This is a genomic window from Methylobacterium oryzihabitans, assembly GCF_004004555.2.
Lineage (GTDB): Bacteria > Pseudomonadota > Alphaproteobacteria > Rhizobiales > Beijerinckiaceae > Methylobacterium > Methylobacterium oryzihabitans.
The window spans coordinates 1-22,134 of sequence record NZ_SACP01000031.1 but is presented as its reverse complement, the minus strand read 5'-3'; the positions used below and the strand labels follow the sequence as shown (position 1 = coordinate 22,134).

Sequence of the window (22,134 nt, the reverse complement as noted above, 5' to 3'; positions counted from 1 at the left end):
CTTCATGGATGACGCCCGGCATCCATATCAGGGGCCGGACGCGCCGGAGGATCCCGTCATGCCGAGAGTCTCGCAGGAGCAGGCCAGGCTCAACCGCCAGCGGGTGGTCGAGGTCGCGGCGGCCCTGTTTCGTGAGCGCGGTCTCCACGGCGTCGGCGTCGCCGACATCATGGCCTCCGCCGGCCTCACCCATGGCGGGTTCTACGGCCAGTTCGCCAACAAGGACGCCCTCGCGGTCGAGGCGTTCGACGCGGCGCTCGCCGAAGATCACCGCGGAACCCTGGACGCCCTGGTCGCGAACTACCTGTCGACCGGGCATGTCCGGTCCCCCGGCATGGGCTGTCCCCTCGCGGCCCTTGCCAACGACGTCGCGCGCGAACCGGCGGGCAGCCCGGTGCGCGCGCGGTTCGCCCACGGCGTCCGCCACCTCGCCGGCCTTCTCGCCGACCGGATACCGGAGCCGGCCCGGGAGCGCCGCCGGCAGCAGGCCCTGGCGAACCTGTCGACCCTCGTCGGCGCGGTCGTCCTCGCACGGGCGATCGACGACGAGGCGCTGGCCGCCGACCTGCTCCGGGCGGCCCGGGACTTGGTCGCGGAGTGATGGGGTTTCCGGGTTCTCCGCCGGCTCGCCCTGCGATGTCCGATCGCTCGCTCGGCGATCCTTCGGATGCCATCGGACACCGCTCCCCCGGCTCACGCTCCCGCCGGCATCCGCCACGGGGTCTCCGCCGCCGCCCGCGCCTCGTAGGCCGCGATGGCGTCGGCGTGCTCCAGGGTCAGCGCCACGTCGTCCAGGCCCTCGACGAGGCAGCGCTTCTTGAACGGGTCGATCTCGAACGGGATCGCGGCGCCGTCCGGGCCGGTGACGGTCTGGGCCGGAAGATCGACCGTGACGGCGGCGCCCGGCCCGGCCACGAGGCGGGCGCGCAGCGACGCCACCGCGTCCTCCGGCAGGGTCACCGTCAGGAGGCCGTTCTTGGCCGCGTTCGACGCGAAGATGTCGCCGAAGCTCGGGGCGATCACGCAGCGGATCCCAGCGTCGACGAGCGCGTAGACCGCGCCCTCGCGCGACGAGCCGCAGCCGAAGTTGCGGTCGGCCACCAGGATGCCCGCACCGGCATAGGGGGCCGCGTCGAGGGGCACCGCCTCGCTGCGGCGGCGCTCGTCGTGGAACAGGAAGGTGCCGTAGCCGGCGCTGCGCGGCTTCTTCAGGAAGCGGGCCGGCAGGATCTGGTCGGTGTCGACGTTGGCCACATCGAGCGGGACCGCGACGGCCCGGAGCGTCGTGAAGGGCTGCATGTCAGTGGCTCCCGAGCCGGCGGATGTCGGTGAGGCGGCCGGTGACGGCGGCCGCGGCGGCCATGGCCGGACTCATCAGGTGGGTGCGGGCGTTCGGGCCCTGGCGGCCGGGGAAGTTGCGGTTGGTGGTCGAGGCGCAGCGCTCGCCCGCCGGCACGAGGTCGCCGTTGATGCCGACGCACATCGAGCAGCCCGGCTCGCCCCATTCCAGGCCGGCGGCGCGAAACACCTGATCGAGTCCCTCGGCCTCCGCCTGACGCCGCACCGGGCCGGAGCCCGGTACGACGAGGCCCGGCACCCGCGCCGTCCGGCCGCGCAGCACGTCTGCTGCGGCGCGCAGGTCCTCGATGCGCGAGTTGGTGCAGGAGCCGATGAACACCCGGTCGATCGCCACCGCCTCGAGCGGGGTGCCGGGGGCGAGGCCCATGTAGTCGAGCATCGCCCGCATCTGCCCGGCCTTGGTGGCGTCGGCCTCCGTGCCCGGATCCGGCACCGCGGCGGTGACCGGCAGCGCCGTCTCGGGGCTGGTGCCCCAGGTCACGGTCGGGGCGATGCCGGCGGCGTCGAGCGTCACCTCGCGGTCGAACCGGGCGCCCTCGTCGCTCGGCAGGTGCCGCCACGCCGCGACCGCCTGCTCGAACAGGCCACCCTTCGGGGCGTAAGCGCGGCCCTCCAGGAACGCGAAGGTGGTGTCGTCCGGCGCGATCATCCCGGCCCGAGCGCCGGCCTCGATCGACATGTTGCAGATGGTGAGCCGCCCCTCCATCGACAGGCCGCGGATCGCGCTGCCGGCGTATTCGAGCACGTGCCCGACCGCGCCGCCGGCGCCGACCACCGCGATGATCGCCAGGATCACGTCCTTGGCCGTGACGTGGGGCCCGAGCCGGCCGTCGATGCTCACCCGCAGGCTCCTGGGCCGGCGCTGCCACAGGGCCTGCGTCGCCAGCACGTGCGCGACTTCCGTCGCGCCGATGCCGAAGCCGAGCGCCCCGAAGGCGCCGTGGGTCGAGGTGTGGGAATCGCCGCAGACGACCGTGAGGCCCGGCAGCGTCAGGCCCTGCTCCGGGGCGAGCACGTGGACGATGCCCTGCGCCCGGTCGTCGAGGCCGAAATGCCGGATGCCGTGCCGGCCGGCATTGCCGGCAAGCGTCGAGACCATGTTGGCGATCTCGGGATCGGGGATCGGTCCGTCCCGGTCGCGGGACGGGACGTAGTGGTCGGCGACCGCGAAGGTCAGCTCCGGCCGCCGGATTGTCCGGCCGGCATGGTCGAGCATGCCGAAGGCGTGGAACGAGCCCTCGTGCAGGAGGTGCCGGTCGATGGCGAGCAGCGCCTGTCCGTCGGGCCGGGTCGCCATGACGTGAGCGTCCCAGACCTTGTCGAGGAGGGTGCGGGGTTGCGGGGTCATCGGGCTCCTCCGTCTTGTCGTTGTGATCCAAGCTTTGAACCTCACCCTTTCCCGGACGACTGAAGCGAAGCGGAAGGAGATCCGGGATCCAGCAGAGGACGTGCCGCGAAGCGGCTCTGAATGCTGCACCGTTGCAGACACGAAGACGCTTCGCGACTTTTTGCGCTGGTTCCCGGATCTCCTTCCACGTCGTTCCAGTCGTCCGGGAAAGTGGAGGGTGTCATCATAGTTGGGGGGCGACAGGGGCTAACGCACCCCCATCACCCCCGCCGCCCGGCCGGCGATGCGCCCCAGCGCCACCGCGGCGAGCAGCCCGTTGCCCGAGAGATACCCGCCCGGCCCCGTCCCCGACACGCCGCAGGCCGCGCCCCCCGCCGCGAACAGGTTCGGGACCGGCGCGCCGGCCACGGTGAGGACCCGCGCGTCGCCGTCGACCACGAGTCCGCCCTGGGTGTGGAACAGCGCGCCGGTCACCCGCACCGCCCGGTAGGGCGGGCTGAGCGCCGGCACGCCCGCGAAGGAGCGGCCGAAGCCGTCGCGCCCGCCCTCGCGCTTCAGCGCCTCGACCTCGGCCAGCGTCGCGGCCAAGGCGTCCTCCGGCAGGTGCAGCCGCCCCGCCAGCTCCGCGAGCGTGTCCGCCGCGACGATCGCCCCGGCGCCCTCGGCCCGGCGGAAATCCTCGAACTGGCGCGCGATGCCGGCGATGCGCGCGTCGAACACCGTGACGGCGGTGCCGCCGGGCTGGCGCAGCACCTCCGCCGCCTGCTCGGAATAGCCCCGGCTCTCGTCGGAGAACCGGCGCCCGCCCGCGTTCACCTGGAACCCGCCCTCGGTCACCGTGGCCCAGGTAACGAGGATGCCGTGCGGATGCGCGACGGAGCCGTGGCCCTGGTGGCCCGAGAGGTGGCGGGTGGCGGCGCCGAGCGCCTCGCCCCACAGCAGCGCGTCGCCCTGGTTACCCTCGTGGCCGAAATACAGCGCGCCGGCCAGCTCGGGCACGTGCTGCGCCACCAGCGCCTTGTTGCCGCCGTAGCCGTTGCAGGCCAGCACCAGCGCCCGGCAGCCGACGCGCTCGCGCGAGCCGTCGGGGCGCACGAGGCCGAGGCCCCGGATCGCACCGGTCTCGGCGTAGAGCGTGTCGACGGTCGCCTCGCACAGGACCGGGATGCCGGCCGCCTCCACGGCGCGGGCGAGGCGGTCGACCAGTTCCTCGCCCGACCGGCTCGGCAGGCCGTGCATGCGATTGGCCGAATGGCCCGGGTAGCGGAAGTCGGTGATGACCGAGAACGGCAGGCCGTGCCGTTGGGCCAGCCATTCGAGGGCAGGACCCACCGCCCCGGCGAGGCGCGCGACGAGGGCCGGATCGGGCTCGTTCTTCGCCTTCGCCATGATGTCGGCGGCGAACAGCTCCGGGCTGTCCGCGAGCCCGGCCTCGCGCTGCCAGCGGGTGCCGGGGGCCGGGATCAGCCCGGCCGAGAGGGCGGTCGAGCCGCGGGGCACGGGGTCGCGCTCGACCACCAGCACCTCGGCGCCGGCCTCGTGGGCGGCGAGCGCCGCCACCAGCCCGGCGGCCCCGGCGCCGATCACCGCGACCGGAACCTCGATGTCGAAGGGGACGGCGGCGGGCTCGATGGTCATGCCGACAGCTCCGCCAGGATCTCGGCGACCTCCGCCACCCGGCAGACCGGCTTGAGCGCCTCGATCGCGGTCCGGTGCACGGAGGGCGAGAAGGCGGCGCAGCCGTCGGACAGGACGGTGACCGAGAAGTCGCGGACATGGGCGTCGCGGACCGTCGAGGCGACGCCGCCGTTGGTGACGATGCCCGACACGATCAGCCGCTCGATCCCGGCCTTGCGCAGCACCCATTCGAGCCGGGTCATGTAGAAGGCCGAGTAGGCGACCTTCTCGACCGAGAGGTCGGCGGGCTGGAGTTCGTCCACGAGCGCGTGGCCCCAGGCGCCGGGCAGGAAGTCGCCGCGCGTCAGGAACGGCCGCAACTCGCGCAGGTGCGGCGAGATCAAGGGCTCGCCGCCCTTGCCCGGCACGAGCGTGAAGTGGGTCGAGACGATGAACCCGCCCTGCGCCCGGATCAGCTCGGCCAGCGGCCGCACCGTTGCGGGTACGGCGGCGATCTCGGGCGCCGCCTGCCCGGCGCGGCCATAGGCGCCGTCCGGGTGCAGGAAGTCGTTCTGGAGGTCGCAGATCAGGAGGGCGGTGCGCTCCATCGGGACCGGACCATGGCTCATGCGGGCTCTCCCGTGCGGGTGACCACGACGTTGCCGAGACGGTCGACCCGCGCCGTCAGGTCGGGATCGACCACGGTGGTGGCGTCCGGCTGCTCCAGGATCGCCGGGCCCGGAATCTCGGCGCCGACCGGCAGCGCGAGGCGGGCGTAGACCGACGCCTCGTGCCACGCGCCGCTGAACCAGACCGGACGGTGGCCGAGGCGGGCGGCCTCCAGCGAGGCGTCGGGTCCCGGCGCCAGGGCGGCGAGGTCGAAATGCGGCCGCCGGCCGATCGCGGCGGTGCGCAGGTTGACGATGCGGGTGCCGAGGCCCGGCAGCAGCCGGCTGAACGAGGTGCGGTAGGCCGCCTCGAACGCCGCCTGGATCACCGCCGGCGTGACGCCGGTGGTGCCGTTCTCGACCGTCACGGGGAGCGCCACCGCGACGGTGTGGGTCTGGCCGACATAGTGCATGTCGAGCTCGAACACCGTGTCGATGCGCGAGACGGTGAGGCCGGCGGCCTCCACGACCTCGCGCGCGGCCTGCGCCTCCGCCACCATCCGCCGGTCGAGGGCGGCGGCGTCGAGGCCGGCGAGCGACAGGTTGAGGGTCTGGACCTGATCGTGGCGTATGTCGGCGATGACGCAGCCCAGCGCCGAGGTGACGCCCGGATAGCGCGGCACCAGGGCGCCGCGCAGGCCCACATCCTTGATCAGCGCCCCGACATGCAGCGCCCCCCCGCCGCCGAACGGCACCGCGGCGAATTTCTGGGGATCGTGGCCGCGCTCGATCGAGACGAGGCGGATCGCGCCCGCCATCTTGCCGTCGGCGACGCGAACGATGGCTTCGGCCGCCGCCATCACGTCGAGGCCGAGCGGCGCGGCGACGTGCTCGTGGATCGCCGCCTTCGCGGCCTCGACGTCGAGGCGCTTCAAGGCGCCGCCGATCGGCCGCTCGGCGTTGATGCGGCCGAGCACCACGTTGGCGTCGGTCAGCGTCGGGCGGGTGTTGCCCTGGCCGTAGCAGACCGGGCCCGGCCGCGAGCCCGCGCTCTCCGGCCCGACCTGAAGCAGACCGCCGGCATCGACGTGGGCGATCGAGCCGCCGCCGGCCCCGATGGTGCTGATCTCGATCATCGGCGTGCGGATGACGAGGCCGAAATCGATTGTCGTCTGGGCGGCGAGCGCGGTCTCGCCCTCGACCACCAGCGACACGTCGAAGGAGGTGCCGCCGAGGTCGCCCGTGATCACGTTCGGGAAGCCGGCCGCCTTGGCGATGGCGGCGGCCGCGATCACGCCGGCGGCGGGACCCGAGAGCGCGGTGCGGACGGGAAGCCGGCGGGCGGTGGCGGTGGACATCACGCCGCCATTCGACTGGACGATGTGGAAGCGCCCCGAAAAGCCTTCCGATTCGAGCGCCCGGTCGAGCTTGCCGAGGTAGTTGCCGACGACCGGCTGCAGGTAGGCGTTGAGCACCGTGGTCGAGGTGCGCTCGAACTCGCGGATCTCCGGCAGGATGCCGGACGAGCGCTCCACGTTGGCGTTCGGCCACACGGCGCTCGCCGCTTCGAGGGCCACCCGCTCGTTCTCCGGGTTGGCGTAGGCGTTGACGAAGCAGATCGCCAGGGCCTCGGCGCCGTTCGCCAGCAGCGCGCGGGCGGCCTCGGCCACCTGCTCCGGATCGACGGCTTGACGGATCGCCCCGTCGGCGAGCGTCCGCTCGTCGACCTCCAACCGCAGGTCGCGGTCGACGACGGGGACGAAATCGCCCCACAGGCCCCAGGTGTGGCGCCGGTCGCGCCGGCGCATCTCGAGCACGTCGCGAAAGCCGCGCGTGGTGATGAGGCCGATGCGGGCGCCTTTGCGCTCCAGGAGCGCGTTGGTGCCCACGGTCGTGCCGTGGACGATCGAGGCGAGTCCGGCGACCGGGCCGAACCCTTTCAGCCCGGCGAGGAAGCCGACCGCCTCGTCGCCGCGGTTCGACGGCACCTTGCCGGTCCGGAAGCGGCCGGCGGCCTCGTCGTAGTAGAAGAGATCGGTGAAGGTGCCGCCGACATCGACGCCGACGATGGCGCGGGGGGTCATCGGGTCTCTCCGGTCGTCGGGGCGTAGTCGCGGGCGGCGGCCTCCGGCGTGACGTAGCCGAGGCGCAGGTCGCGGCTCAGGGCGTCGGGGTCGCGCCCGGCCGGGTGGCCGTATCCGCCGCCGCCGGGAGTTTCGAGCCGCACCCGCTCGCCGGCCCTGATCCGCACGTCGGTGACCTTCGACACCATCGGCGGGCTCGCCCAGCCGTCCTGCGTCTGCCAGGCGAAGCGGTTGAGCGCCGCCGGCTTGCCGCCCTCGACGCCGAACGGCGCCACCTTGCCGCGCTCGCCGAGCAGGAACACGTCGGCATCGGTCAGGGTCTCGATCTCGTAGACGGCGCCCAGGCCGCCGCGATGGGCGCCGGCCCCGGCACTGTCGGGCCGCAGGGCCCATTGCGTGAAGACGACCGGATAGGCGGCTTCGAGAATCTCGACCGGCGGGATCGTCGCGGTCGAGATCGGGTTGTTGGCGTGGCTGAGCCCGTCGGTGTCCGGGTTGCCGCCCAAGCCCCCGCCGAAGAACGAGAACATCACCCAGCGCGAGCCGTCCGGCCGGTGTCCGGCCAGCGACAGCGCGTTGATGGTGCCGAACGGCGCGGCGGTCGCCCGCGCCGGATCGGCCTGCGCGAGGGCGCCCAGAACCACGCCGATCAGCCGCAGGATCGTCTCGGTGTAGCCGGCCATGGGCTTGGGCGCGCCGGCGCCCAGCAGCGTCGTCTCCGGCACCGTGAAGGCGATCGGCCGCAGGCAGCCGGCATTGGCCGGCACCTCGGTGAAGACGTGCTTCAGGGCCACGTAGCAGGCCGCCACCGTGGTCGCGTGCGAGATGTTGATCGGTCCCTGCGCGGGGGCCGAGGAGCGCGAGAAGTCGAGCGCCATCCGATCGCCCTCGATGGTGAGGTCGAGGGCGATGGTCAGGGGCTCGTCGGTGATGCCGTCGTTGTCGAGCACGTCTTCGAAGCCGTAGCGGCCGTCCGGCAGGGCGCGGATGGCGGCGCGCATCAGCGCCTCGGCCCGGTCGGAAAAGGCCGCGAAGGCCGCATCCACCGTGGCGTCGCCGTACTCGTCGAGGAGCGCGGTGAAGCGGCGCTCGCCGAGGTCGAGGGCGTTGAGCTGGCCGTTGAGGTCGCCCCAGTTCGAGGTCGGCACCCGGGTGTTGGCGGCCAGGATGTCGACGATGTCCTGGCTCAGGCGCCCGGCGGAGAAGAGCTTGACGGGCGGGAAGCGCACGCCCTCCTGGAAGCTCTCGGTGGCCTTCGGGTTGTAGCCGCCCGGCACGTTGCCGCCGATGTCGAGCCAGTGGCCGACCGAGGCGAGCCAGCAGAACAGATGTCCGTCGCGGAACACCGGGCGGACGAGCCGGAAGTCGTTGAGGTGGGTGCCGCCGCTGTAGGGATCGTTGAACAGGAAGGTGTCGCCGGGCTCCAGGCCGCCCTCGCGCTCGACCTTGGCGATCACCGCCTTCACCGCGAAGGCCATGGCGCCGACGAAGATCGGCAGGCCCTTGGTGCCCTGGACCAGGGTGTCGCCGGTGGTGGCGTGGTAGAGGCCGTGGCAGGCGTCGCGGGCCTCGGCGATGATCGGGTTGAAGGCCGAGCGGTAGAGCGTCGCGTCCATCTCGTCGGCGATCTGCTCCAGGCGGCCCTTCAGCACCGCCAGGGTGACGGGATCGATCGCGGTCATCGGGCAGAACCCTCGTAGGCGCGGCCGCGGGCCAGCATCTCGGGGGTGCCGATCAGGGCGTTGAGCTCGCCGAAATCGAACATCCGGTCGGCGAACGGGGCGTTGGTGCCGGCCTTGGCGAGCGAGCCGTAATAATCCTTCGCGGTGCGGGCGAGCGCCCGCACGATGCCGCCGGGGAAGATCACGAGGCGAAAGCCGAGCGCCCCGAGATCGGCCGCCGAAGACAGCGGCGTGTCGCCGCCCTCGACCATGTTGGCGACGAGCGGCCGGCTACCGCCGAGAGCCTTCGTCACCGCGGCAAGCTGGTCGGCCGAGCGCGGCGCCTCGACGAACAGCACGTCGGCGCCGGCCTCCGCGTAGGCCCGGGCCCGCTCGATCGCCCGCTCGAAGCCTTCGACGGCGACCGCGTCGGTGCGGGCGACGATCAGGGTCTCGGCGCTCGCCCGCGCGTCGAGCGCCGCCCGGATCTTGCCGACCATGTCGGCCGTCCCGATCAGGGTCTTGTCCTGAAGGTGGCCGCAGCGTTTCGGGTAGCTCTGGTCCTCAAGCTGGATCGCGCTGGCGCCGGCGCGCTCGAACAGCCGCACGGTGCGCTCGACGTTCAGCGCGTTGCCGTAGCCGTTGTCGGCATCGACCACGAGGGGCGTGGCCACCCGGTCGCGCACCAGGGTCACGGTCTCGGCGACCTCGCTCATCGAGACGAGGCCGATATCCGGCCGGCCCAGCCGCGTATAGGCGAGGGCCGCGCCCGAGAGGTACAGCGCCTCGAAGCCCGCATCGGTGGCGATCGAGGCCGTGAGGGCGTCGTAGACGCCCGGAGCGACGAGGACGCGGTCCTCGGCGAGACGGGACTTCAGGGACATGACGCGGGGTGTTCCTCGTTCGGTTTCACGTATTGGCGTGGTGCGCATCCTCCTCTCCCCGCGGGCGCAGGGCTGTCCGGGGAAAAGAAGGGGCTCGGATTTCTCCCTCCCCCCTCCGCGGGGGAGGGTGCCCGGCGGAGCCGGGCGGGAGAGGGGCAGCGCGACGCTGTTCCAGGTGGCGCCCTTCATGGAGCGCGCGACTTCTCCGGAAGCGGCGCCCCCTCTCCCGCCCCACTCCGTGGGGCACCCTCCCCCGCAGAGGGGGGAGGGGAAACCCGTGCCATTTCTTTTCCCCGGACAGCCCTGCCAGCCCTACCGTCCTCGGGGAAAGGAGAAATCCGTGCTTTTCTGTTAGATGAGTGATCTTGGTCTTTGTATTGATAGACGTTGCTCCAAGCGTCCGGCCTTGTATCACCAGCGTTCATCGGAAGATGTCTTCGGGGTGGACCTCACGCTACGAGAGCCAACACCTCCTCAACCCCCTCCGCCCGGTCGATCCCCGCCACCGCCGCGACGATCGCCTCGCTCCGCTCCGCCCCCCAGACCGGCCCGGCGAGCGCCCGGAACTTCTCCCGCACGTCGTCCGCCGAGTACGGATCCTCGGTGTCGCCGCGGTTGGTCAGCGCCTGACCTGAGAGCACGCGGCCGTCGGCCAGCGTCAGCGTGACCGTCGCGGGCCGCAGGCCCGGCAATTGCGCGGTCATGGCGGGATCCTCCTGCACCCTCACCCGGCGGGCGAGCGCCAGGATGCGAGGGTCGGCTCGGGCCTCGTCGCGGAACGCGTCGGTGTTCGCCTCGCCCCGCACCAGCGCCGTGGCCAGCACGAAGGGCAGGGAGAACTTCGCCGCCAGCATCGTCCCGGGTGCCGGATGGTCGAGCTGCGCCGCCCAGACATAGGTCGCGACCTCGACCGAGCGCACCGAGTCCGGGTCGAGCGGGCCGGCCTCGGCGCGGATGCGCGCCAGGGCGTCGAGGGCGCCGTGAGTGTAGCGGCAGGCGGCGTGGCGCTTGAAGTAGTTGCGGGCGATCTCCCAGCGGGAGCCCAACTCCTCGACCATCGCGTCGGGCGAGAAGTCGTCGGCCAGGATCCCGCCGTAGACGGTGCCGATCCCGTCGCGCTCGGGCAGGAAGACGCTCTCGGCGAGGTCCCACGCGGTCAGCCCGAGCTGGTTGGAGAAGCCGGCATAGGTGTTGCGCACCGTCGCCCCCTCCAGCATCGTGCGCCGGCTGGTGCCGAGGCCCAGGGACGAGGCGAGCCCGATCGTCCGGCCGATCATCGCGGCGTCGGCGCCGAAGATCTTCGCGACGCCGAGCGCCGCCCCCACCGTGCCCCAGGTGCCGTGCGGGTGCATCGTCACCCGCAGTTTCGAGGCGATGCCGATGCGCGCGCCGATCTCGTAGCCGAGCACGAGGGCGGCGATCAGGTCGGCGCCGGACGCGCCGGCCCCTTGCGCCGCGGCCAGCACCGCCGGGACGACGTGGATCGCCGGATGGCCGCGGGCGTACTGGTTGCCCTCGTCGAGTTCGAGCGTCGTGCCCGCCGTTCCGTTGACGAGGGCGGCGTCGCGGGGATCGAGCGACAGACCGCTGCCGATCGCCGGGGCCGGGCCGGTGCGGCGGGCGGCGAGCCGCTCGGCGAGCGCCCGGCATTCCGGCTCGCGCATCCCGGCGGCGGTGACGCCCAGCGAATCGAGCAGGACGAGGCGGGCGCGCTCGACCACCGCCTCGGGCAGGTCGGCGGGCGACAGGTCCGCCGCGAAGGCAGTCCAGCGGTTGACCCAGGCAGGGCTCGGCTCGGCGAGCAGGGCTGTCGCCGGGACGATGCCGGGGGTGACGATGCCCATCGCCTACAGCCCCAGATAGGCCCGGCGCAGGGCCGGGTCGGCGGCGAGCGTCGCGGCGTCGCCGTCCAGCGCCACGGTGCCGTTCTCCAGGATGTAGGCGCGGGTCGCGAGATCGAGCGACTGCACCACGTTCTGCTCCACCAGCATGATCGGCAGACCTTCGCGGTTGAGGGTGCGCACGAGCGCGAACATCTCCTCGACGAGGAGCGGAGAGAGCCCGAGCGACGGCTCGTCGAGGATGAGCAGGCGCGGCTCGGCCATGAGGCCGCGGCCGATGGCGAGCATCTGCTGCTCGCCCCCCGAGAGGGTGCCGGCGGCTTGGCTCCCCCGCTCGCGCAGGCGCGGGAAGGTGGAAAAAACCCGCTCGATGTTGTCGGATCGCCGCGCCCGGCCGCGCCTGTAGCTGCCGAGCACGAGGTTCTCGCGCACGCTGAGGTTCGGGAAGATCTTGCGGCCTTCCGGCACGTGGATCAGCCCGGCCTCGACGATCGCGGCGGACGAGGCGGTGGTGATGGCCCGGCCGTCGAAGCGGATCTCGCCGGACCGCGCCGGGACGATTCCGGACAGGACCTTGTTGAGCGTCGTCTTGCCGACGCCGTTGGCGCCGAGCACCGCGACGATCTCGCCGGCCCGGACCGTCAGGTCGAGGCCGCGCAGGACCTCGGTGGCGCCGTAGCCGGCGCGCAGGCCCGCGACCTCAAGCATCGGCCGCCTCCGCGTTCATGCGGGCGGCCGCGCCCTTGCCGAGATAGGCCTCGATGACCTGCGGGTCGGCGCAGACCCGCCGCGGCGGGCCCGAGGCGATCATCCGCCCTTGCGCCAGGACGAACACCTCCTCGCACAGGGTCATCACCGCCTGCATGATGTGCTCGATCATCAGGATGGTGACGCCGTCGTCGCGGATCGCCCGCACCACCGGCAGGATGTCGCGGATCTCGGACGGGTTCAGGCCCGCCAGCACCTCGTCGAGGAGGAGGAGCCGCGGCTCGGTGGCGAGCGCGCGGGCGACTTCGAGGCGCTTGCGCCCGGCCACCGTGAGGTCGGCGGCGGGCTTGTCGAGCTGGTCACGCAGGCCCACCCGCGTCCCGACCGCGCGGGCCCTGGCCACGGCGTCGGCCCGGCGCGGATGGCGCAGGTAGGCCCCGACCGCGATGTTCTCGGCCACCGTCAGGCCGGCGAAGGGCTGGACGATCTGGAAGGTGCGGGCGATGCCGCGGCGCGCCCGCAGGTGCGGCGCCTCCGCGGTCACCTCCTGCCCCTCGAAGACCACCCGGCCCGCGCTCGGGGTGAGGAAGCCCGAGATCATCCCGAACAGCGTGGTCTTGCCGGCGCCGTTGGGGCCGATGAGCCCGGTGATCGAGCCCGCCGGCACGGCGAGCGAGGCGCGGTCGACCGCGACGAGGCCCTGGAAGCGCTTGGTGAGGGAATCGACGGCGAGCATGGGTCAGGCCCCCGCCGCGGCGACAGACTTGCCGGCGACCTTCCGCCGTCGGCGCAGCCCGAGCAGGCCCTGCGGCGCGAAGGCGATGACGGCGATCAGGCAGGCGCCGAACACCACGAGGTCGATCCCCGGGATGCCGCCGGCGAGGTGCTTGGTGACCTCGCCGAGCCCCTGGAGCGCCAGTGCCCCGACGAGCGGCCCGAAGGCGGTCCCAATGCCGCCGACGATCGGCGCCAGCAGCGCCTCGACCGAGATCCAGGTGCCGTAGGCCACAGTCGCATCGAGGTAGAGGAAGTACTGCACGTAGAGCCCGCCCGCCGCCGCGGTGATCGCGGCCGAGAGCGCGATGGCGCGCAGCTTCACCGCCAGCGCATCGACCCCGAGGGCGCGCGCTGCCTCCTCGTTCTCGCGCACGGCGATGAGATGGGCGCCGAAGCGCGAGCGCTCCAACCAGCGCGATGCCAGCAGCGCGACGCCGACGAAGGCGAGGACGAGGAGGTAGAAGAATCTCCGGTCGGCGAATTGCAGCGTGGCGACGCCCGGCTGGAGCTTCAGCAGCAGGCCGGCCGCGCCGCCGGTGAAGTCGGCGGAATTCGCCAGGATGCGGAAGACCTCGGCGAAGGCGAGCGTCACCAGGGCGAAGTACGAGCCGCGCAGGCCGGCCCGGAAGCTCAGATACCCGATGGCGAGGCCGACGAGCGCCCCGAGGCCGATGCCGGCGGCGAGCGCGCCCCAGGCGTTCCAGCCGAACTTCAATTGCAGCACCGCGGTGGCGTAGGCGCCGGTGCCGAAGAACGCGGCGTGGCCGAAGGAATACTGCCCGCCGAAGCCGCCGAGCACGTTCCAGCCCAGGCCCGCGAGCGCGACGATGAGCGTGGTGACGAGGAAGTTGAGCACGCTGCCCGACAGCCCGAGGAAGGGCAGGACGGCCAGCGCCGCGAGGGCGAGGACCAGGGGCAGGAGGTCGCGGGGGCTCATGCGCGGGCTCCGAACAGGCCGGTCGGGCGCACCAGCAGCACCAGGATGAAGATCAGGAAGATGCCGATCTGCCCGAGGCTGTCGCCGAGCAGCAGCCCGGAGAAGCTCTCGACCACCCCGATGACGAGGCCGCCGACGAGGGCGCCAGCGATCGACCCCATGCCGCCGAGCACCACGATGGTGAAGGCGACGAGCACGAAGGCGGCGCCCGAGCGCGGATTGACGTAGTAGGTCGGCATCAGGAGGCAGGCGGCGACGGCGAGGCAGGCGCAGCCGAGCCCGAAGGTGACGGCGTAGACGTGGTCGACCTCGATGCCGACGAGGTGCGCGCCGAGCTTCTCCCGCGCCACCGCCCGGATCGCCCGGCCGGTGTCGGTGCGGTTGAGGAGGAGCCAGAGGAGCGCGGTGACGGCGAGGGACGCGGCGAAGCCGATCAGCCGCGGCGTCGAGAGCAGGAGCGGCCCGAGTTCGACCACCTGGAGCGCGGCGTCGGAATCGAGCGCACGGGTGTCGGAGCGGAACAGCGCCAGCAGCGCGTTCTCCAGCACGATCGACAGGCCGAGGGTGACGAGCAGCACGTTGTTGTCGCTGCCGTGGCTCGCCGGGCCGATGACGAACCGCTGCAGGCCGTAGCCGAGCCCGAACATCAGCGGCACGATCCCGAGCATCGCGAGGTAGGGATCGATCCGCAGCAGCGCGAAGGCGCCCCAGACCGCGAACATCGCGACGGTGAGCAGCGCCCCGTGCGCGAAGTTGATGATGTGCAGCACCCCGTAGACCAGGGTCAGCCCGAGGGCGATGAGGGCGTAGACCGCCCCCGTCATCAGGCCGTTGAGGGCCGCCTCGATCAGGATCTGGGGCGCGTACATCGTCACGCCTTGAGCGGGAAGTTCGCCTTCGCCTCGGCGAAGCTCTCCGGTGCGATCACCTTGACGTCGCCGCCCTGGACCTGGGTGTTGAGCGGGAGCGCGCTGGTGTTCTGGCCGGTCGCGAATTTCGACTGGCCGTAGGGCATCACGCCGCTCGAAAAGCTCTGGGTCGACAGGGCCTCGATGATCTTCAGCCGGTCGGGGGCGCCGGCCTTCTCGATCGCCTCGGCCATCAGCCGCACGGCGGAGTAGTTCATCGGCACGTTGTAGGCGAAGGCCCGCCCCGCGGCTTCCGTGCGCTTGCGCAGCTCGGCCGAGAGCGGGTTCTTCGGATCGGGCCAGTGGTTGCAGTCCATCACGCCCTCCGCCGCCTGCGGGAACTCCTTGACGAAGCGCAACGAGGAGGCGCCGCCGCCGAGGATCGCGTAGATGCCCTTCGGGCGGACCCGCTGCTGGAGCATCGTGCGGGCGAGCAGCACGAACTCGCCGTAATAGTTCGACGGGATGACGAGGTCGGGCTGGAGCGAGCGGATGCGCAGCACGACGTTGGCCATGTCGCGGGCCGGGCTCGGATGCGAGACGGTCTCGAGGATCTCGAAGCCGCGCTTGGGCAATTCGGCCTGGAGCAGCTTGGCGAGGCCGGAGCCGAACAGGCCGTCCTCGTGCACGATCACCACCGTGCGGGCCGGCTTGCCGGCGGCGTCGTTCAGCGCGACGAGGCGCTCCAGCGCGCTCGTCGTCACCATGCCGAAGCTCGGGGAGAACCGGAAGGTGTTCTTGAGGCCGCGCTGGGTGAGCTGATCGGCGACGCCGACGTCGATGAGGTAGGGCAGGTCGTAGCGCGAGGCCGCCTGGCTGGCGGTGGCGCATAGCCCGCTGCCGAAGCCGCCGACGATCGCCGCGACGCCCTCGCCGTTCAGGCGCTCGGTCTCCTGCGCCGCGGTCTCGGGATTCGAGCGGCTGTCGGCAAAGACGATCTCGATCTTCGCGCCGCCGAGACCCTTGAGGCCGCCGGCGGCGTTGATGTCCTGCACCGCCAGTTCGGCGCCGAGCTTGCCGAGGTCGCCGTCGTTGGCGAGCGCACCCGTGACCGGCTGGATGATGCCGAGCTTCACGGCCGCGCTCTGGGCCCGCAGGATCGCCGGCATCGCCAGGAGCGAGGTCGCGGCGAGTCCGGTGCGCAGGACGGCGCGGCGGGAGGGAGAGACGATCGAGGTCACGGGGCGGGCCTCCTGTGGGCGGCGGGACGGCGGATTCGCGAGGTGGTCTCGGGCTTGACGGCACGATGCTCGGGTTTGGCCGGGCGCGGCGCCGCGGGGGTCCAGCGCCGCTCGCCGGCGGCGCCGGTGCGCACGAGGTCCATCTGGAAGGCGTAGCGGTCGGGCCGGTAGAGCGCGTGCAGGTGCTCGACGCCGCGGCCGGACGGGTCGAACACCACGCGCGTGAGGTCAATCAGGGCCGAGCCGACGTCGAGGTCGAGGGCCTGCGCCACCTCGGGACCGGCGAGCGTCGCGCCGATCGCCTGCGTCGCCCGGTCGGCGGTGACGCCGGAGCGCTCCATGAGCGACAGGAGCGGCGTCGCCGCCAGATCCGCCTCCGAATAGGACAGGCCGACCCGCTCGGGCACGTGGGTGGTGAGATAGGAGAAGGGCTGGCCGTCGATCAGCCGCACCCGCACCGAGCGCTGCACCCGCTCGCCGGGTTCGAGCACCAGCGCCTCGGCGATCGCCGCCGGGGCCGCGACGTAGGCGAACGACAGCAGCCGCACGCCGGTCGCCCGCCCCATGGCGATCAGCCCCGACAGCAGGTTCGGCAGGTCGCCGATCACCGGCCGGGCGCCGTCCGGCCCCTGCACGAAGGTGCCGGAGCCGGGCCGCCGCAGGACCAGTCCCTCGCCGGCCAGCAGGTCGAGGGCGCGCCGCACGGTCACCCGCGCCAGCCCGTGCTCGGCGGCGAGGACCGGCTCGCCCGGCAGCCGGGCGCCGCTCGGCAGTCGGCCGCTGGTGATCTGGTCGCGCAGCAGCAGGTAGAGCCGGCGCGCCTTGTGGGGCTCGATCACGGAGGTCACGGGGCCATCCCTGGCTCGTGGCTTGCCCGAGCCGTCGGCGGATGCCGCGCCGGCTCACCTGTCCGATTATGCAGACAGCTTGCTGTCCGTCAATTGGGACAGGCGACGTGGGCAGGGCCATCGCTTCAGCGATTGTCCTGGCGGTCGCCCGCAGGGCGACGCTGCATGTCGGGCGCGAAGAGCGCCCCGCGGAGCGGGTTCGAGGGGACGCATGTCCGCTCGAACGCGAAAGCGGAGCGAGAGCCAAGTGAGCGGATGCGAACGCCGGCGCCTGAGGCCAAGCACCTGAGGCCAAGCAAAAAACCAGGGCCATCGCTCTCAAGCGATTGCCCTGGTGACGCGGGCTTGCCGCGAGTCGGCGCGTGCCGGTCACGACCGGCACGCCCGCGACGGGAGCGATCCCCTACAGGGAGACCCGAACATCGCGATGACGCGATTTCCGGAAGCAATCGTCCGGAGTTCGCGTCACCCTGCGGCTTCGACGGCAGGGCGGCTCACGATGGGCGGCGTCTGCTGGTGCTGCACGACGCGCCACTTGTCGTGGGCGAGGCGGCGATAGGTGGATGTGCAGTGAGCCTGATACGCCTCGTCCCCGCGCGACGCCTTCGCGTGGTAGGCGATGACGATCAGCCCCTCCTGCGGACGCGAGATCTGCTCCTGGGAGATCTCGATCCCGGACCAGCGGGGGGTATGGGCCACCGCCTCGATCGCCTGCCTGCCGCTCATGACGAACGGCGGCTGCGGGAGCACCATCAGGCACTCGTCATCGACGAGTTCCCGGTAGTGGTCCGCATCGCCGGTCCAGAGGCCCTTCTCGAAGGACCATACGCGCTCGTCTTCCATCGTGCTCTCCTCATGACGTCTTGCGCCAGAGAAGAGGGTGGGACCGCGATCGTTCCCGACGGGCGATCTCGACGGAGCCGGCGCCCTCCCCTTCAGGTGCCGGGGGTCCAGTCGATCCCCGGCTTCTGCGACAGGATGCGCTCGAAGTAGTCCGCCACCGCCTGCGCGCCGCTCGCGTGCATCATGGCGACGGGATGGGCGAGGTAGGCCCTGGCCAGATCGAGCGGGATCTCGCCGGCCTGCAGCGCGGCGAGCACCGCATCAATGAAGGCGTCGTTGGCCTCGTTGAAGTCCGACGAGAGCTTCTTGCGGTCGTTGAGCGCCTTGATCGGCATCGTGCGAATCGTCCTCCGGGGAGGGCTGGACCCGCCCTCGCGCCGAGATGCCCACCTTCGGGGACGAGCCACCATGCGTCATCCAATCGCGCCGGGTCGGCGCCGCGGAGGCCCCCACATCCCTCCCCCGCCGGCCCGCGGCACCGCGAGAGCACGGTCGGCGGCGAAGCGGTCTCCGCGTCGTCGGAACGCGGCTCCGGCACCCGCTCGCCGGGATCGGCCACCGGCCGGATCTCGTTGGCGAGGCGGGCGTGCGCGACCCGCGCGAGCGTGGACGCGGCCCGAGGTGTCGTGCAGAGACCCGACGGGATGCCGATCCCCTGGCGGTCGGTCTCGATCCGGCCGAGGACCGGCAGCATGACGCGGGTCCAGGGCCGGGAACCATCGGCGAAGGCAGCGTGTCCGCCCGGTCGGGTTCGCCATCCCGGCGGGAGGCCGTCCTCACGGCCGAACCACCTGCGTCCATCCCTCGGAGGTGATGCAAATCGGGTCCGCGGCCGGGTACAGGCGTCCGTGCGGACCAGCGGCGACTCATCGACGGTGGGTCAGACCGCAGGTTGTTCCATCACGAAACGGCAAGTGCGGCACTTTCGCTCGTCCGTGTCTTCGTGGACACGTGTGCCGTGCGTTGTCACACAGCCGTTCATGTGTGGTTAATGCCGATTCTTCACATTTAAGCTTCATTTTGAGTAGAATGCCACGATTGAGCGCGAGGCCCCCGGCGGCCATATAGGCTGGACGTTCGCGCAGCCCGATCCACCCATTCCCAACCAGCAGGCATCGATGTCCGGTACGCAGAACACCATCTGGACGCCGCCTCCGGTGAGCGCCCGCGGATCGAACTCGGTCGTCGGCAAGGACGGCGTCAACGATTCGCTGGTCGGAACCGCCGGCAACGACGTCCTGTCGGGTCTGTCCGGCGCCGACACCATGTCCGGCGGCCTCGGCGACGACTTCTACTACGTCGACAATCCCGGCGACGTCGTCGACGAGGACGAGAACGGCGGCATCGACACGATCATCTCGTACCTGCCCCTGACGTTCCTGGGGCGGAACGTCGAGAACCTGACCCTGTCCGGAGCGAGCCAGAAGTCGGGCTACGGCAACGCCCTCGCCAACATCATCCGCGGCACCGCGGTCAACAACCTCCTCGACGGCGGGGCCGGCGACGACCTGCTCTACGGCGGCGGCGGCAACGACGTGTTCGTGGTCCGCGCCGGCAACGGCTCCGACGCCATCGGCGACTTCAAGGCCGGGCCGACGACGTCCTCGATCGTCAGCCTCGTCGGCTACGACTTCACGTCGTTCGACCAGATCAAGGCGGCGATGGTACAGGACGGCACCACCGCGATCCTGAACCTCGGCAACGGCGAGACGCTGCGCTTCCTCAACCAGAACATCGGGAACTTCAGCGCCGACGACTTCAAGACCACCCTCGACACCTCGAAGTGGCGGCTGGCGTTCCACGACGAGTTCGACACGTTCAGCCGCTTCAACGGCGTCGACGGCACCTGGGGGACGAAGCAGCAGTGGGACGGCTTCGCCGGCTACACCAACCCGACGAAGGCCGAGCAGCAGGTCTACGTCGATTCCGAGTACAGCGGCGTGCGCTTCAACAAGGCGCCGGGGCCGATCGGCCTCAACCCGTTCTCGGTGGCCGACGGCAAGCTCACGATCGAAGCCGCCGCCACTCCGGCCGACGACCTCACGTGGCTTTTCGGGCGGCCGTACTCTTCCGGCCTGCTCTCGAGCTTCGTCTCGTTCCAGCAGACCTACGGCTACTACGAGATCCGCGCCGACATGCCGAGGGGCCAGGGTCTGTGGCCGGCCTTCTGGCTCCTGCCGGCCGATCTCGGGCCGACCTCCGAACTCGACGTGTTCGAGGCGCTCGGCCAGGACCCGTTCAGCGTCCTGATGACGGCGCATAGCCGGGCGACCGGCGTCCACACCAAGGAAGGGTTCTCGGTTGCCACGCCCGACCTGACCCAGGGCTACCACACGTTCGGCATGGACTGGGGTCCCCAGCACATCACCTGGTACTTCGATGGCGTCGCGGTGGCGAGCGTCGACACCCCGGCCGACCTCAAGAACCGGCCGATGTACATGGTCGCCAACCTGGCGGTCGGCGGAAACTGGGCCGGGCCGCCCAACAGCGATTCGCTCGCCAGCGATCCCCATCTGCGGATCGACTACATCCGCGCCTACGCGACCGAGAACACGGTGTCGACGACCGCGGCCCTCAATCGCGCCGGCGGGCCGTCGCTCGACTACCTGCAGGGCACCCAGCTCAACGACACGCTGTCGGGTCTGGACCAGAACGATCAGCTCTATGGCGCGGCCGGCGACGACATCCTGGACGGTGGCGAGGGCGACGACACCCTCGGCGGCGGCGCGGGCAACGACACGATCCTGGGCGGCAACGGCCTCGACACCGCGCTCTACAGCGGCACTCCGGCCGGCCTCGTCGTCGTGCACGACCTCGACACCAACGGGTACACGACGATCGACACGGCCGGCACCCAGGGCACCGACGTGCTCTCCGGGGTCGAGACCCTGCGCTTCCGCGTCGCCGATCCGGTGACCGGCGACATCGTCAGCTCGCAGGACGTCGCCATGGCCGATGCCGTCGACGTCACCCTGAAGGCCAACGCGTCGGGCGGACGGACGGTCGCGGTCCGGGATCCGGGCGTGCTGCTGGCGACCTTCGCGACCGATGGCGCCGACACGGTCCTGTATTCCGGCACCGCGGCGCTGGCCCTGCCGGACCGGTACGAGAACGTGGTGGTGACCGGAAGCGTCGGCGTGTCGGTGACCGGCAATGCCGGCGCGAACGTGCTCGTCGGCGGTGCCGGCGACGACACGCTCGTCGGCGGTGACGGCGACGACGTTCTGCGCGGCGGCGGCGGGCGCGACAGGCTCGACGGCGGCGCCGGCAACGACGTCGCGGTTCTCGACGGCGTCGCGTCGCAATTCGTCGTCATCCGCGACCTCGCGGCGGCCGGGCACTACACCGTCATCGACCTGGCCTCCGGGACCATCGAGGACCTGCGCAACATCGAAACCCTGCGCTTCAACGCGTCCGACGATCCGCTCGGCGGCGGGCTCGGCCAGTCCGGCCCGGGCGACCTGCTCGACATGGCGGTGTCGGCCGCCTCCCAGGTGGCCTGGACCGGCAATGCCGCCGGCGGCCGCGACGTCACGACGTCCGATCCCGCCTCCCTGGTGGCGTGGCTCGCGACCGACTCCGTCGACACGATCCTGTTCGGCGGCAGCGCCCTCACCCTGCCGTCCGGGTTCGAGAACGTCGTCGCGACCGGCGCCGGCGGCGCGAGCCTGACCGGCAACGCCCTCGACAACCTCCTGACCGGAACCGTGGCGGCCGACACCCTGTCGGGCGAGGCCGGCGACGACCGGTTCCAGCCCATGGGCGGTGCCGACATCGTCGACGGCGGCAGCGGCAACGACACCGTCGTCCTGGCCGGCAGCCCGAGCCGCTACGTCATCGTGGCCGATCTCGACGCGCCCGACGCCTACCGGATCTACGACCGGCAGGCGACCAGCCCGGGCGACGTCCTGACGTTGTGGAGCGTCGAGAACGTCGTCTTCTCCGACCTCGGTCCCCAGAGCCAGGCCCTCGCGCCGCTCGCCGGGGTCGCGGTCAGGACGGAGCTCGGCGGCGGGCGCGTCATCTCGGTCGCCGATCCCTCGCTGCTCGCCTGGGTCTCGCCGACGCCCGGCCTCGATACGGTGCTGTTCTCCGGGGCCGGCACGCTGCAACTGGCCGACGGCATCGAGAACCTGACCAGTACCGGCGCCTTCGGCACGACGCTGATCGGCAATGCCGGCGCCAACGTCCTCGTCGGCGGCCTGGGCGGCGCCACCTTCGTCGGCCTTGCCGGCGACGACCAGTTCGTCGGAAACAGCCAGCGGTTCACCGATGCCGTCGACTACGGCCGCGACGCCGCCAACGGCGGGACCGCCGGCGTTTCCGTCAACCTCGCCACCGGCGTCGCCACGGACGGTTTCGGCGGCCGCGACACCCTGGTCGGCATCACCAACGTGCTCGGCACCGCCTCCGGCGACACGATCGTCGGCTCGGATCTGGCCAACTTCCTCCAGGGTCTCGACGGCAACGACATGCTGTCGGGCGGCGCCGGCGACGACCGCCTCGACGGCGGCGCCGGCGACGACACCC

18 protein-coding genes are annotated in these 22,134 nt (G+C 71.9%); 2 read left to right on the top strand and 16 right to left on the bottom strand.

Annotation, left to right across the window (positions count from 1 at the left end):
• The first annotated feature begins 58 nt into the window (after positions 1–58).
• Positions 59–601 carry a TetR/AcrR family transcriptional regulator gene (locus EOE48_RS23345; RefSeq protein WP_127733290.1) on the top strand — a complete coding sequence of 181 codons (543 nt, stop codon included), beginning with the start codon at positions 59–61 and terminating at the stop codon, positions 599–601.
• A 92-nt stretch (positions 602–693) separates the two neighbouring features.
• Here EOE48_RS23345 and leuD read toward each other — a convergent pair whose 3' ends face one another.
• From leuD to EOE48_RS23265, 16 genes are all read right to left on the bottom strand, one after another.
• Positions 694–1,299, bottom strand: a complete 606-nt coding sequence (gene leuD / locus EOE48_RS23340; protein ID WP_127733289.1) for a 3-isopropylmalate dehydratase small subunit — start codon at positions 1,297–1,299, stop codon at positions 694–696.
• Between the two features lies 1 nt (position 1,300).
• On the bottom strand, positions 1,301–2,707 hold the full coding sequence (gene leuC / locus EOE48_RS23335; RefSeq protein WP_127733288.1) for a 3-isopropylmalate dehydratase large subunit: 1,407 nt from the start codon (positions 2,705–2,707) through the stop codon (positions 1,301–1,303).
• A gap of 246 nt (positions 2,708–2,953) precedes the next feature.
• A complete protein-coding gene (locus EOE48_RS23330; RefSeq protein ID WP_127733287.1) occupies positions 2,954–4,345 on the bottom strand; it encodes an FAD-dependent oxidoreductase in 1,392 nt (463 codons plus the stop codon).
• A complete protein-coding gene (locus EOE48_RS23325) occupies positions 4,342–4,953 on the bottom strand; it encodes a cysteine hydrolase family protein (RefSeq protein WP_127733286.1) in 612 nt (203 codons plus the stop codon). Before EOE48_RS23325 ends, EOE48_RS23330 begins: the two co-directional genes overlap by 4 nt.
• Positions 4,950–7,016, bottom strand: a complete 2,067-nt coding sequence (locus EOE48_RS23320; RefSeq protein WP_127733285.1) for a hydantoinase/oxoprolinase family protein — start codon at positions 7,014–7,016, stop codon at positions 4,950–4,952. Before EOE48_RS23320 ends, EOE48_RS23325 begins: the two co-directional genes overlap by 4 nt.
• Positions 7,013–8,698 carry a hydantoinase B/oxoprolinase family protein gene (locus EOE48_RS23315; RefSeq protein WP_127733284.1) on the bottom strand — a complete coding sequence of 562 codons (1,686 nt, stop codon included), beginning with the start codon at positions 8,696–8,698 and terminating at the stop codon, positions 7,013–7,015. The genes EOE48_RS23320 and EOE48_RS23315 overlap by 4 nt, the downstream gene beginning before the upstream one ends.
• A complete protein-coding gene (locus EOE48_RS23310) occupies positions 8,695–9,561 on the bottom strand; it encodes an isocitrate lyase/PEP mutase family protein (RefSeq protein ID WP_127733283.1) in 867 nt (288 codons plus the stop codon). Before EOE48_RS23310 ends, EOE48_RS23315 begins: the two co-directional genes overlap by 4 nt.
• 449 nt (positions 9,562–10,010) lie before the next feature.
• Positions 10,011–11,405: an MmgE/PrpD family protein gene (locus tag EOE48_RS23305; RefSeq protein WP_127733282.1), complete on the bottom strand. Its 1,395-nt coding sequence runs from the start codon at positions 11,403–11,405 to the stop codon at positions 10,011–10,013.
• 3 nt (positions 11,406–11,408) lie between these two features.
• Positions 11,409–12,110, bottom strand: coding sequence for an ABC transporter ATP-binding protein (locus EOE48_RS23300; RefSeq protein WP_127733281.1), 702 nt, complete (start codon positions 12,108–12,110; stop codon positions 11,409–11,411).
• Positions 12,103–12,846, bottom strand: a complete 744-nt coding sequence (locus EOE48_RS23295) for an ABC transporter ATP-binding protein (RefSeq protein ID WP_127733280.1) — start codon at positions 12,844–12,846, stop codon at positions 12,103–12,105. Before EOE48_RS23295 ends, EOE48_RS23300 begins: the two co-directional genes overlap by 8 nt.
• Before the next feature lie 3 nt (positions 12,847–12,849).
• Positions 12,850–13,824 carry a branched-chain amino acid ABC transporter permease gene (locus EOE48_RS23290; protein ID WP_127733279.1) on the bottom strand — a complete coding sequence of 325 codons (975 nt, stop codon included), beginning with the start codon at positions 13,822–13,824 and terminating at the stop codon, positions 12,850–12,852.
• Positions 13,821–14,693 carry a branched-chain amino acid ABC transporter permease gene (locus EOE48_RS23285; protein ID WP_127733278.1) on the bottom strand — a complete coding sequence of 291 codons (873 nt, stop codon included), beginning with the start codon at positions 14,691–14,693 and terminating at the stop codon, positions 13,821–13,823. Before EOE48_RS23285 ends, EOE48_RS23290 begins: the two co-directional genes overlap by 4 nt.
• A gap of 2 nt (positions 14,694–14,695) precedes the next feature.
• On the bottom strand, positions 14,696–15,913 hold the full coding sequence (locus EOE48_RS23280; RefSeq protein ID WP_425463686.1) for an ABC transporter substrate-binding protein: 1,218 nt from the start codon (positions 15,911–15,913) through the stop codon (positions 14,696–14,698).
• The gene (locus EOE48_RS23275) at positions 15,910–16,761 is read right to left on the bottom strand and encodes a GntR family transcriptional regulator (RefSeq protein WP_127733277.1); all 852 of its coding nucleotides are present in this window, start codon (positions 16,759–16,761) and stop codon (positions 15,910–15,912) included. The genes EOE48_RS23280 and EOE48_RS23275 overlap by 4 nt, the downstream gene beginning before the upstream one ends.
• A gap of 465 nt (positions 16,762–17,226) precedes the next feature.
• The gene (locus tag EOE48_RS23270; RefSeq protein WP_127733276.1) at positions 17,227–17,604 is read right to left on the bottom strand and encodes a DUF4440 domain-containing protein; all 378 of its coding nucleotides are present in this window, start codon (positions 17,602–17,604) and stop codon (positions 17,227–17,229) included.
• Between the two features lie 92 nt (positions 17,605–17,696).
• Complete coding sequence (locus EOE48_RS23265) at positions 17,697–17,939, bottom strand: hypothetical protein (protein ID WP_127733275.1); 243 nt, start codon at positions 17,937–17,939, stop codon at positions 17,697–17,699.
• Between the two features lie 783 nt (positions 17,940–18,722).
• Here EOE48_RS23265 and EOE48_RS23260 point away from each other — a divergent pair.
• Positions 18,723–22,134: family 16 glycosylhydrolase (locus EOE48_RS23260; protein WP_127733274.1), on the top strand; the 3,412-nt coding region annotated here is incomplete at its 3' end.